We start from the raw sequence: 12,573 nt of genomic DNA on the forward strand, positions 1-12,573 counted from the left end.
GGTCGTTCACGCCGTTCACTCCGGTGGTAAAATAATATTACTCGCGGACAGATTATTCGAGGAGAAAGCCCGGAGTGATCTGCGGCCGGGTTCCGCCCCGGTAATACGATTTTACTGGCGATGAGTCAAAATGTGGCGGGCGGAAAAATACGCCGGTGATAAACACACAAACTACTACTAATAATGCAGAGAAAAGGTAGAGTCTGTAAATTTTAAGTGCAGAAATGCGGAAAGTTTAAGCTGGTAGTTTCGTATTACCTGATTGCATGGCACGCGACCCTACGGTACTGGACGACGAGTCGTCCGCCTCCACCGACGCGGAGGCGACCGATGACGGCGGTAAAAGCGTATTACTACACCGACGATCGTACATGAAGCTAGCCGGTGCGACGACGGCGGCCGCGGCACTAACCGGAGCCGCGAGCGCCGCCGGAGATGACTACGAGGTTATCGAGGCGCGCGGACAGACGATCCGGGTCGGCAGCGGCGAGACCTTCGAGAACAAACTGATCGATCTCACCACCGGTGAGGGGTTCCTGATATACGTCGAGGGAGCGAACTCGGTTATCCGAAATATCGGTTTCAAGGGGCTCTACCGCGGGGACTCGTTCATCATTTCGATCAAGGCCGGACAGGGAGACGTTCTCTTCGAGAACATTTACCTGGGCGACGGCGCGACGAAAGAGGGCTCGAGCTTCGTTCACGGTCCCGGTGCCGTATTCATGCACCAGGACAGCGACGCTGACCTCACCTTCCGCAACTGCAACGTCCAGGGATATCCGAACAACGGCTTCTACTGTTCCAACACGCCCTCCGGCGGCAGCGTCCGGTTCGAGAGCTGTTTCGGGAAGAACAACGGCGTCACGACCTTCCGATGTGGTAGCGAGGACGACGAGATTATCGACTGCGTCGCTTACAACGACGACACCGACTACGGGAGCGGCTACGGCGGCTACGGCGAGACCAACGGCCGACCGGTCTGGGTCTGGAACGGCGGCACCGTGACGATCCGCGACTCGCACTTCGCCGACGGTCCGTACCCGTACGCGATGGTGGCCGGCGCGAACGGTTCGGCGGGCAGCGTCGACTTCCAGAGCGGCGGCTATCGCGGCCAGATTCAGCGTGCGGACGGCTCGACGGTCTCCGTTGGCGACGCTGTCTCGAGTGAGCCCGATCTCTCGATCCCCGATGGCGTTCCGACGTCGCCCGAGGAGGCCGCATCGGGCACCCAAACCGCCGACTCGAGCGGTGGATCCGGCAACACGGAACCGACCGATGACGAGGAGCGTTCGCAACTGCCGAACGTCCTCCTCGTCGACGGCAGTCCGTCGGACGCGACCCGCTACGAGTTCACTGTCGACGGTGCGGTCGAACACGCCAACTACGAGGGCGCTTCCATCGACGGCGAGGAGACCATTGATGGCTCTCGCGTTCAGGGCAGCGTCGCCAGCTGGAAGGACGCGTTCCGGTTCGACGGCGAACTGACGGAACTCACCGTCGACGGCCCCGGCTCAGTACTGCTCAACGGGGAGCAGGTGGATCCCGTCGACTACGGGCAGCAGCTTCCACACGTCCTCGAGATCGCGGGCCGCGGGACGCCGACGAGCTACGAGATTTCGGTCGACGGGACGATCGAACTCGCGTCGGGCGACCAGCCGGTGGCAGACGCGACGATCGTCTCCAGTTCGACCGTCCAGAGTACGCTCACCGACGAAACCCAGACCTTCCGATTCTCGGGTGCGCTGACGGACGTCACCTTCACCAACGGCACGGCGGACGTAACGGTCGACGGCGAAGCGATCGATACGAGCGAGTACGGCGAACAGGAACTGCCTCCCCACGCCCTCGTGATCGACGGTGTCGGTGCCGACGGGCCGAGTACGTACTCCCTCGAGGTCGACGGCCCGGTCGTCCAGTCGGACTACCGGAACGCCTCGATCGACGACGAAGACGTGATCGAGGGTCGAGCCGTTCGCGGCGGCGTCGGGAACTGGCTCGACGCCTACTGGTTCGACGGGGACATCACGGACTTCCGACTCGACGGGAACGCGACCGTCGACGTTCAGTACAACGCGCGAAACCAATAACGTCCGATCGGCGTCTCGAACCGACTGTCACGTCCTCACTTCGGCATCCACGGTTCACTTCTCGAGCGCTTCCCGGGACCGATAAGCCACGACCGAACTCGGGCTCACGTTAAATTTGCGATCGCTTCGCTCGGATCGACCATCCCGCTCAGGGTCGCCAATACGCCCCAGACGGCGACGCCGACGCCGATCACGCCGACGAGCGCCGGAATGTTCGATGCGTACGGAACGAGGAATACCACCGTGATTCCCATACCGGCTGCGATGGCAGTCGCCAGGCCGAACGATCGGCCGATACGGACGAAATCGAGAGAGAGTTCTCGGTGCATAACATAGAGGTTCGCCAATGTGTAGGCACCGAACGTAATAACAGTTGCAGCCGCCGCACCGGTCGCGCCATAGAGTGGGATTAGAACGACGTTGAGGCCAACGTTAGTGACCGACGTCGTTCCCTTCGCGACCGCACGGGCGTTTGCCCGCCCGAGGTAGTCGAGTCCGTTGGTCGTTACCTTCGTCACGGCCTGAAAGACGATGTAGACGCCGAACACTTGCAAGACGGGTGCCGCACCGGTGTAATCCGAGCCGAAAAGCAGTGTGATCGCCGGCTTTGCGACGAGCAAAACGCCGACCGCAGCCGGAACGTAGAGAAGGAAGACGTACTGAAGCGTCGTCTCGTAGATTCGGGCCGCCCGATCGAGAGACTCGTTTGCTTTCTGTTCGCCGTAGGTCGGGGAAACTGAGAAACCGAGCGAGCTCGCGGGAACCATCACGAACTCGGAAATTTGCTTCGCGAGGACGTAGTAGCTAACCGCCACCGGGTTGACGAAATACGCGACCAGGACGGTATCGACGCGCCGGTCGATGATGCTCGCGCTATGGGTGGCCGTCAGCGGGACGCTGTATCTCAGGATCCGGTTGCGAAGTGAGCGGTCGCCGCCACCATCCTCGTAGCTCACGTACTGACGGTAGAGCAAGGCCGACCCGACGACAAACCCGAGGATCGCGCCCACGATGTAGCCCATGAGCGCACCGACAACGCCCAGTCCGATCGCCGTCAGACCCACGACGAACAGAAGCCGGGCAACATTATTGATAATCTCGATCGTCGCACTCAGATCTACCCGATTGAATCCCTGGAAGATCGCCAGATAGTACGAGTACACCGACTCGAAGGCGAGGTAGATGACTCCGACGAGCAACAGCGACGATAGCTCCGGATTCCCGAGCACGTCGGCGATAACTTCCCGTCCGAGGACGATCCCAACGGCGACGATCCCGATCAGGACCAGGCGGTACCGCAGAGATGTCCGCAGGATGAACGGCACCGTTGACGGATCGGACTCCTTCCGATCCGACACGTACCGTGCGGCCGAGCGGGCGATCCCGAGATCTGCACCGAGTTGAAAGATGGCGAGGATCGAAATGACCAGAAACAACAGCCCGTACTCGTCGGGAGACAATAATGCTCGAGCGAGCACGAGCATCAACAGTCCGTTGGCGACGTTGCTCACGATACGGGCGCCGAACGTCGCCTTGAACCCGCCGATGATACGGTCAGTAACCGACATTTTCACCGGATCCGAAATACAAGCAGTCCGTTGGGATGCGATCTACCGTCGATGACAGCCGACGGAGACCCGAGAGCGTGGATCTGCCACCGCTACAGCGTACAATCACCAATGGATTCGACCGCCGGAGACGCTGAGACGACAGTATAGTCATGGTAGATATCTGTCCAACGAAGTGGATAGTAATCGACTGTATACCACCGGTTTCACGATCCATAACCTCGGGGTGGCCCGTCAGTCTGCTTGGGACTACCGCTCGTCCACAAAGCCGAACCGTGCGAACGGCGTCGGCGGTCGTAGCGGACCCATACGAGCGAATCGAACCGCCCGTATCAAGCCGGACGGGTGCAGCGAACTCGACCGTCCCAAACTCGGACAGCCCGTCAGCGATCCGTCGTTCGAAACCGAGTGAAGGACGGCCAAACGGGACGAGAGGCCCCGTATTGGTTATTCACCCCGGGCGTTGTACTGGACGTCGACAGTCGCGTCGCCGCTGAGTCGGAAGTCCCGATGTCGCCGTCGAACCAGTAGGCGTCCAGTTCGTCGTCGACGCTGCCGGTGACGGATCGGCCGTCGATCTCGTCGTCGGGGTCGATCGACGCGTCGCGATAGCTCGCGGTGATGACATCGCTGTCGATCGTGGCTCCCTCGACGGCCCCTGCCACCGAAAACTCGTAGCAGGCGCCGGCGGAGGTACCGACGCCGTCGATCAACAGTGTTCTCGAGGTTGGGTTAATCGCCGTTGTACTGATCGGGATCGATCGCCTCGCCGTTGACCTTGACGCGAGCCGAACCCTGCTGGAACGCGACCTCGTGGAGGTCGCCGGCGAAGCGGAACTGCTCGACGTGAGAAGACGTCGTCACCCAGCCGGTCGCGCTCGTGCCGTCGATCTGATCGTGGGCCTCGAGCGAGCCGGCGTTCGGATCGGTGACGAGTTCCTCGGTAATCTCCACGAAGTACTTCGTCGGCTCACCGGTACCGGTGACCGTCAGGGTGTTCTCAGGGAACTCCGCGCTATTGTCGCCACTTGAGGGTGGACTGGACGTCACGCTGCCGCTCGCAGCCGCCTCGGGACTCTTCGGGCAGTTCTCGGGGACGGAAGGGTCGGGGCTACCGTGAGTTCCGGAGCCGTCGTCGGTGTAGACGCGATCCATCTCGATGGACGGGGAATTCCGCGAGACGATACCGCCACCGGTTCCGTTCGTTATGATGTGCGTGTTTTCGATCGTCGCATTACCGCCGGAGTTGCCCGCCCAGACCCAGATACCGCGGTTCGCAGCCCGGCCTCCGCTCTTGTAGATAACCGAGTTGGAGATTTTACAGCCGTTATCTCCGATGCGAAGCCCCGTATGGTGGTTGTCGTGGGTGTAACAGCCGTCGATGTGGATGGTGCCACCGTTGCCGTTGTAGGCGGGTGCAGAGCCGTAGATCCCGTTACAGCCGGCATGCTGGAAGTTGACGTTTCGGACATCGAGATGGCCGCTGTGATCGGGATCGACCCACATCAATAGCGGGCGCTCGTTCGACGGTCGATCAGGGTTCCCGCGTCCCCAGAAGATGTTCTCTAGTGTGGAGGTCCCATTGCCGGTGTCAGCAATTCCGAAGACGGTCCCGCTGCGTGGTGCCGTACCGGTCGCACCGAGCGTTCCGCGGAATCCGATATTTCGAACGGTCCAGTTCGTTCCTTTGGCGATAATGGAGATCGCATTCCCGCTCCCAAGGTCGATGAGTTTGTTCTCCCAGGTCTCGCCGGATCCGATGGTGATTGTCTGTCCGCGCGCCTCGATGACCTCGTAGTCACCCTCGGCCGCGCTCGCCGCGCCCGTCCCAACGCCCGCTGCGATGGCCGTCGCACTGGCTAACTTCAGGTACGATCGTCGGTCGATTATACTGTGTTCGCTCTGTTCGTCGTCACTGACTGTCGGTTCGGCGGGACCGTTGGTGTCCCGTACCGGTTCGTCGCGTGCCATGCGACCTGTGAGAGAACACTACCGGGCTATAAACTTTCCTTCCCTTATATCAGTAAGATTCCGTGATTCTAATTATACCATCTACATTATTTGCTCTAATTACCCAATTTTATGATGAGCTATTATATTTCTAATCACGGAGCGGCGTCGGGGTGACGGATCCACTCAGCAACGACAGATATTATATAAAGATAGTAGTGGTTTCTCAACTGTCAAAAGCCGAGAACCGAACGTCAACGCCAGAGTTGTGACCTGACGATTCGCCTGTCGAACAGGCGGCCCTGACAGTCAGCAGAAGACGACATCGCGCCGCTCGTGTCCGAGACGAAGTAGCGGCATCAATTCCGGTTGCTGGAGGAAGACAGCGATGTACCGAGAGGATCGTGTGCAACCGAAAGCGAACTTGAGAGGGATCGACTGACCGGTTTCGCGCTCCCGCGGTGCCCGGACTTCACTCGAGTCGAGAACGAGCAGGTTAGTCCTGTGCCGTTTTCGTGCTGGCCGTGGCTTCCGGTGGAGCAGTGATATCGTACCCGTGAGTGTGGAAGGAGCCGAGACAGAGGTACAGTCCCCGCTCGTAGATATCCGGTTCTTTCTGAATGCCGAGGTGAGAGCCGATCTTCGCGTCCGCCCAGTACGCGCTGTGCGGGCCCTCGAAGAGTCGCCTCAGCAGTCGGGGATCGGCCTCCAGTTTGACGTACCCGGTATAGTCGTCGGTGTCGGGATCCGTGACGTACCGATATCCGTCCCCATTTAGCGTCAGTTCGAGGGAGACGCCATTGACGAGTGGAATGAGTACCGTCGTGTCAGAGCTGTAGCCGATGCGTTCACGTTTCGCTTCTATATTTTCGTATGCGCAGGGAACGTACGCCTGCAGTTCCGACAACGTAGGCATCGGATCGGCTTCGTAATCGAACGACCGCGACGCCAGTTCCGCTTCGATGTACCGCTGTTTCGCATCCGGATCTGCCGGTTGGAACGGCTCGGAGCGCTCGCCCGTCTCGAGGTCGATGTGTTCGCCGGAGTTGAGGAACACGCACTCGTGTTCGTCGGGGTCGACGGCACTCGTGAAAAACTCGAGCGCTTCCTCGCGCGGCGGGTTGGCCGTGTACTCGTTGAGGTGAGCGAGGTCTCCGGTCAGGACGTACTCCCCCGCGAACGGCATGTAGTAGTTCGGTTCGAAGATGTGGAGAAAGTCGATGGCGCGCTCGTGTTTCTCTCGAATGACGCGGTCGCGCTCGCGGATTTTCTTCTCGTGGCTATAGTTGGTTACGGCCTGCGGATAGAACTGCGCTGCGCTGTACTGGTGACAGAGGAGGTCCACCTCGCCGTACTCGTGTTTGACACGGTGACAGACCGGTTCTGAGATCGAGAAGGGGACGTCGTTGGTGTTGACCACGGTGCACGCCCCGTTGTCGATAACCGCCATCGAATCGACCTGCGTCGACCCCGGTGTCTCCGCCTCGGTGTCGTACCACGTACAGCCGAAGTAGTTGCCACAGCGCTCGGGATCGCAGCCGTCGGCCGCGAGGACGTTGATACGGAGATCGCCAGTGAGATGCGTCCGTTCGCCGTGTGGCAGTTCGATCACCTCGAACCCCAGCTCGCCGATTGCGTCCTTCAGATAGTCCCATCTGTAGTCGTGGATGAGAACCGGAATGTCCGCGTCCAGCCGCTCGAGCGTATCGGGATCGAAGTGGTCCGGATGAATGTGCGAAATATAAATATAGTCGACGTCGTCGAACTCCTCGGGCTCGAAGTCGGGTTCGGGATAATGCGCCCACGACCCGTAGTACGCACCGTCGAGCAACCACGGATCACAGAGAACCGAGTCGTCTCCGTCTTCGATGAGGATCGCTGCCGATTCGAGATACGTGACTCGCATACCGAACAGCCAGGAGATGATAGTAATTTGTAATGACACCGCTACCTGAGAGTACGAGCGTGCGAAATCGTCATAGGGAATACATTATCGGAGGGCGATCGGCCGCGTTCGGTCGAGCGGGACGGTCAGACGAACACGGTATCGCGCCGCGACTCGAGGACGCTCTCTGCGGAGTGAATGTCGTCGATAAACGACGTGAGCGCGAAGAGGCGATAGACCGACACCCGATCGTGATCGGCGTGGGCGTCGAGGAACGCGTGCAGTTCGTCTGTCGAGAGCACGTCGTCGACGGCTTCGCACTGTTCGATCTGGTCTCGAATGCAATCGACCGTATTCGGTTCCAGCTGTGACTCCGTCTCGAGGCCGTTGAACGATTTGACGATCGGTCGCACCAAATCGAGCAGCGTCGGATACCGCGAGAGCAAATCGTCGACGAACGCCGCGGCTTTATGGCGGGTCGAGTCGACGGGCACCCCGTAATCGGGGTGGGTCAGATCCGCTGCGGGGGGCGCGAGTTCCGTGAGGAACGAGCGATAGAGGTCGTAGCGGGCCTTCTGGTCGGGCGGACAGTTCATCGCGTACTGGAAGAACTCGATCGAGTAAAACGGGGTCGTACTCCAGAAGAAGAACCGGTTCCGATCCTCGCCCTCGAACAGGAAGTTGACGCCCCGCTCGTAGACGAGGAAGTGGACGTACTTCGACGCGAGATCCGTCTCGGGATACAGTCGAAGCCGATCGCGAACGCTCCGCCGAATCGCATCCGCGGAGAGTCCCGTAATCTGGGCGACCTGCTCGATCGAGAGAAAGCTGTTCTCCGCGAGGACGTAGTCGACCAGCGCCGATTCGTCGTCGATCGGTTTCGCGGGGGTGAGATCGGGGAGCACCTTGTCCCCGCCGTCGCCGGTGACGTAGGTGAGGCCGGCGTCGTACTCCTCGCGAAGCTGGCGGAAGAAATCGAGGATGAACGAGGTCAGAAGGCCGATCTGTCCGTTTTTCGTCTTGATGATTCGATTCAGGTCAGAGCCGTTGGGCGGCCCGACGTCGTAGCGCTGCCAGTCGGTGTCGAACTCGTCGGCCAGTTCCCGGGCGATTTCGACGTCGGACGGCGGCACGAACTCGTCGGAGGCCATGGTCGCCGCAGTCGTCGGAACCCCCTCGGCGTGGTAGCCGGCAAGCACGGACCGGGAGTCGAGCCCGCCGCTTAGCGAAATTACATCGCGAGTCCCATCCCCCGACCGTTGGCGGCAGGCCCGTTCGAACCGATCGACGAGTTCGGCGGCGTTTCGCGACCGACTCCGATCGGCGTGGGCCGGGCCCCCGAAGTCGAACCGGTGGAGGGTGGTCTCCGTGATCGCGCCGCGATCCGGGTCGACGGTGAGCTTCGTCCCGGGACGCAGCCGGTTCACTTCGGGAACGAGCGTTCGATCACCGAGCGAGTAGCCGAAGAGGAGACACTGAGCGACGCCCATCGGATCGAACCCCTCGATCGGCGCTTCGTTGATGAGATAGCGCAGTTCCCGCGAGAACTGGAACGTCTCCCCGTCGTGAAAGTAGTACGTCGGCAGCCGGGCGAGCGGATCGTTCAGCAAGCCGAGCCGATCGCTCTCCTTGTCGGCGGCGACGAGCAGGAACTCGCCGTCGGTCTCGAGCAACCACCCAGTCAGGAACTCGTCGTCACCGTCGGCCGCGAGCACGTGTGCGGCGACCTCGAGGAGTTCGCGTTCGAGCGTCTCGTCGTCACGATCGTAGATCCGGCCCTCGAGACAGACCCAGTACTCGTCGTTCTCGACGATCCTGATCGGATACTCGGGATACGCCGTCGTCCCGACCGAACGCGACGCCGATTCGAAGATCACGTCGGCCTCGTACCGATCCGTGTGAACGAGCGGCTCGAGCGAGCTGGCGAACGATCCATCGTCCGCGTCCGGCGTTCGACCAGTGATGCCAACCATATCGGGAACCGTGATAATCGGCGGTATAGTAATGGCCGCGTTTATATTCTCCAGCAGTGGGCTATCGACTACGGCGCTCGAGTCGCAGTCGTGCGGTGGTCGGCCGGAGCGGTGTGGATATCGTCCACAGTCGTATGGTTCTCGGTCGCAGTTGGACCGGGACGCGAAGTTCGATCTGGCAGACACTGTGTCTCTACAGTGGTCCGGTGTGTAGCTGCCTCGAGGCGTTCGCCAGGAGTTGGCCGACTCGAGAGCGTGGTCACTGCTGGCACGAATTCACACGATGAGCCGAGCCGCTCTTCTCAGAAGGCTCCCGCGCCGAGAACAGCTGCTGGCACGCGACTGCTCCGGTACTGGATGACGGTCGTCGGGAGCCGTTTGAACGTACGAAAGCGGGTGATAAAAACCCTTCTTAGCGGTTGCGGCGAGGGTGCCAAGCCCCCTCGAGACACGAGCTCACAGAGAGAACTCATCGCAGCCAGGAGACGGGACCACCGTCGTGTGGACTTCGGGTTACTCGATACGAGAGAGTTTGCCGTCGACGTTGCGTTCGTGATTACGGTTCTGAACGACGTGGGCGCTCGAGAGACAGAAAAAGGCGACGACGACGAGACCCGCGAGAGCAGTCATCGGCACGGCCGACAGGAGCGGGACGCCGAGGAACGCTGCACCGAGGAGGGACGCACCGACCACGCTAAGCCCGGCATACCATCGGTCCCACCGATCCTGTCGATGGTTGTCCGTATCGAGATACATCATCAACAGGTCCGCGTTGTCCGCGAGCGAAATCAGCCCCCGATCCTGGTCGTACTCGACGATGCCGGCGTCGTCCATCTTCGGCAGGTGGGTCTGATAGAGGGCGACGTAGACTCGTTTCCGCTGGTCTGAACTGAGTGCGTTGATGTCGGTATCGTTCTCCCAGGCGGCGATCTGTTCCGCGAGTTCGCCGAGCGTCACCGTTTCGTCGGCGTCCAGGAGGTACGCGAGGACTTCGCGACGGCGACGATTCTTTAAGAGTTCGAAAATGACATCCTTCGAGAGCCGTTCGTTCTCCTCATCGGCGACCGACGCGATTTCGTCCGGCAGTGACGTATCTATCGACGACATTATCGCGACCCTCCGATCGTAGCGGTTCCATTCGCGTTCGCTGTTCCCTGTACTCGGCGGGAAAAGTCACCGGAGCATCGGCTCGGCGGCGACCGCTGTACGTTCGAACGGCAGGTCCAAATCACGTATGACACACCAAGTTGAACACCAACAGAGATACTCTTAAAAACGACCACGTTTCGCACCCTCTGCAAAGGAGGTACGGAACGACTTCCCGATGGCGTTACAGCGGCGACTTCGCGCCGCCGCGACGGCCGCTCGCGATCCCCGGCGAAGCCGATCAGTACCGATCGCTTGTACGCGCGTATCGATGGCGTACGGAGACGCGGGCCGAGAACGAATTTGTTACCGACACGACTCGGGGGAGTGAGTGAGAACACGACACCGATACCGATCGTTCGCCCCAGCGGATATAAAGTCGATCGACAGTTCACATACGAACGACGCCTTTCTCTGTCGAATAACGGGATTTACGCCGGAGGTTCGAGGCAACAATCCCCTCGTTTCATGTGTCGTGCTCACATATCTCATTATGGGTCGAAGCGACCGGTACCGATCGTTTCGCCCGGACACGACCGATGGGACACGGTCTCGACGCGACTGTCACAGTTGTTTGCTTGACGGAGTGACGGTCGCGTCGGTCGTCTTCGTGGTTCGGTTTGAGCATCGGCGACGTGACACCTTACTGGCTATCGCGTAGACGTCCGTCGGATCCATCCAGCGAATCGTCTCACTGACGGCCAGCCGGCAGAATAGTAAGTCGGTGTTTCTCGCGAAACCATGTGAACCCCTTACAGTGACTGGACGGTTTCGGACGAATACTGATGACGCGGTCTATAATCGATCACGCGAGCAACGAATCGCAGTCGGAGGCGGTCGAGGCAGAGCTCTGTCCCGACTGCGAGACCGATACGATCATCCACGATCCGGACCGCGGCGAACGGGTCTGTGAGGAGTGTGGCCTGGTCCTCACCGAGGATCCCATCGATTACGGGCCGGAGTGGCGGGCGTTCAACGCACAGGAACACGACGAACTCTCGCGGGTCGGCGCGCCGCTGACTCAGTCGATGCACGACCGAGGGCTGACCACGACCATCGACTGGCGCAACAAGGACGCGAACGGCCACTCGATGTCGGCCGACAAACACGGGCAGCTCCATCGTCTCCGGGTCTGGCAGGAACGAATCCGAACGAAAAACGCGGGCGAACGGAACCTCAAGTACGCCCTCTCGGAGATCGATCGGATGGTCAGCGCGTTAGGCGTCCCCAAGCCCGTCAAGGAGACCGCGAGCGTCATCTACAGACAGGCGCTCGAGCAAGACCTCATCCGGGGCCGATCGATCGAGGGCGTCGCGACCAGCGCGCTCTACACCGCGTGCCGTAAGGAGGATATACCGCGGAGCCTCGAGGAAGTAACCTCCGTTTCACGCGTCGATCAGCGCGAGATCGGTCGCACCTACCGATACATCGCGGACGAATTGGACATTAATCTCGAGCCGACGAACCCTCGGCAGTTCGTCCCGCGGTTTTGCTCGGAACTGGACGTCGACAACGACGTCGAGACCAAGGCCATCGAGATCATCGACCTGACGACCGAAAAGGGGCTGCACTCGGGCAAGTCACCGACGGGATTCGCCGCCGCGGCGATCTACGCCGCTGGGCTGCTCTGCGACGAGACCATCCCGCAGCGAGCGGTCGCCGACACCGCACAGACGACCGTCGTCACCGTCCGAAACCGATATCGCGAACAGCTCGAGGCGATCGATCAGCAGCCGATCACATGATCGAGCGGTCGTTCTCGTCCTCTTCGTAGACCTCCTCGTCGAGCAACGCGTGGAGGTTGCTGTAGGGAACGAACGCGAGGAACCGGTCGTTATCGTCGTATAGCTCGAGTCCGTTATCGGTGTGATCGTAGCGCTCGCAGACGATCTGTCCTTCGGGGAGGATCGCGCGGTACATACGATACCGTACGTACTCATCCGGCATATCTGTTGGCCGTGATC

The 12,573-nt window shown here is 60.6% G+C and carries 9 protein-coding genes; 2 read left to right on the plus strand and 7 right to left on the minus strand.

Features of this window, described 5'->3' with window-relative positions; all coding sequences use genetic code 11:
• Window positions 1–266 precede the first annotated feature (266 nt).
• Window positions 267–2,087 carry a hypothetical protein gene (locus tag HYG81_RS22345; RefSeq protein WP_180841895.1) on the plus strand — a complete coding sequence of 607 codons (1,821 nt, stop codon included), beginning with the start codon at window positions 267–269 and terminating at the stop codon, window positions 2,085–2,087.
• 104 nt (window positions 2,088–2,191) lie between these two features.
• Here HYG81_RS22345 and HYG81_RS22350 read toward each other — a convergent pair whose 3' ends face one another.
• The 6 genes from HYG81_RS22350 to HYG81_RS22375 all read right to left on the minus strand — a co-directional run bounded on the left by HYG81_RS22350 (window position 2,192) and on the right by HYG81_RS22375 (window position 10,570).
• On the minus strand, window positions 2,192–3,655 hold the full coding sequence (locus HYG81_RS22350) for an oligosaccharide flippase family protein (protein ID WP_180841896.1): 1,464 nt from the start codon (window positions 3,653–3,655) through the stop codon (window positions 2,192–2,194).
• Window positions 3,656–4,038: 383 nt separating this feature from the next.
• Window positions 4,039–4,368, minus strand: coding sequence for a hypothetical protein (locus HYG81_RS22355; protein ID WP_180841897.1), 330 nt, complete (start codon window positions 4,366–4,368; stop codon window positions 4,039–4,041).
• Between the two features lie 19 nt (window positions 4,369–4,387).
• Window positions 4,388–5,626, minus strand: a complete 1,239-nt coding sequence (locus HYG81_RS22360; protein ID WP_180841898.1) for a right-handed parallel beta-helix repeat-containing protein — start codon at window positions 5,624–5,626, stop codon at window positions 4,388–4,390.
• A 475-nt stretch (window positions 5,627–6,101) separates the two neighbouring features.
• Entirely contained in the window at window positions 6,102–7,511 is a 1,410-nt protein-coding gene (locus tag HYG81_RS22365; protein ID WP_180842958.1) for an MBL fold metallo-hydrolase, read from the minus strand.
• 125 nt (window positions 7,512–7,636) lie between these two features.
• Window positions 7,637–9,463 carry an asparagine synthase-related protein gene (locus HYG81_RS22370; RefSeq protein WP_180841899.1) on the minus strand — a complete coding sequence of 609 codons (1,827 nt, stop codon included), beginning with the start codon at window positions 9,461–9,463 and terminating at the stop codon, window positions 7,637–7,639.
• 513 nt (window positions 9,464–9,976) lie between these two features.
• Complete coding sequence (locus HYG81_RS22375) at window positions 9,977–10,570, minus strand: DUF7344 domain-containing protein (protein ID WP_180841900.1); 594 nt, start codon at window positions 10,568–10,570, stop codon at window positions 9,977–9,979.
• An 824-nt stretch (window positions 10,571–11,394) separates the two neighbouring features.
• Here HYG81_RS22375 and HYG81_RS22380 point away from each other — a divergent pair.
• A complete protein-coding gene (locus HYG81_RS22380; RefSeq protein WP_180841901.1) occupies window positions 11,395–12,354 on the plus strand; it encodes a transcription initiation factor IIB in 960 nt (319 codons plus the stop codon).
• Here the strand turns inward: HYG81_RS22380 and HYG81_RS22385 are convergent.
• Window positions 12,347–12,529, minus strand: coding sequence for a hypothetical protein (locus HYG81_RS22385; RefSeq protein ID WP_180841902.1), 183 nt, complete (start codon window positions 12,527–12,529; stop codon window positions 12,347–12,349). The two genes, HYG81_RS22380 and HYG81_RS22385, sit on opposite strands and share 8 nt — an antisense overlap.
• Window positions 12,530–12,573 lie beyond the last annotated feature (44 nt).

Origin of the sequence: Natrinema zhouii (genome assembly GCF_013456555.2) — an archaeon.
GTDB lineage: Archaea > Halobacteriota > Halobacteria > Halobacteriales > Natrialbaceae > Natrinema > Natrinema zhouii.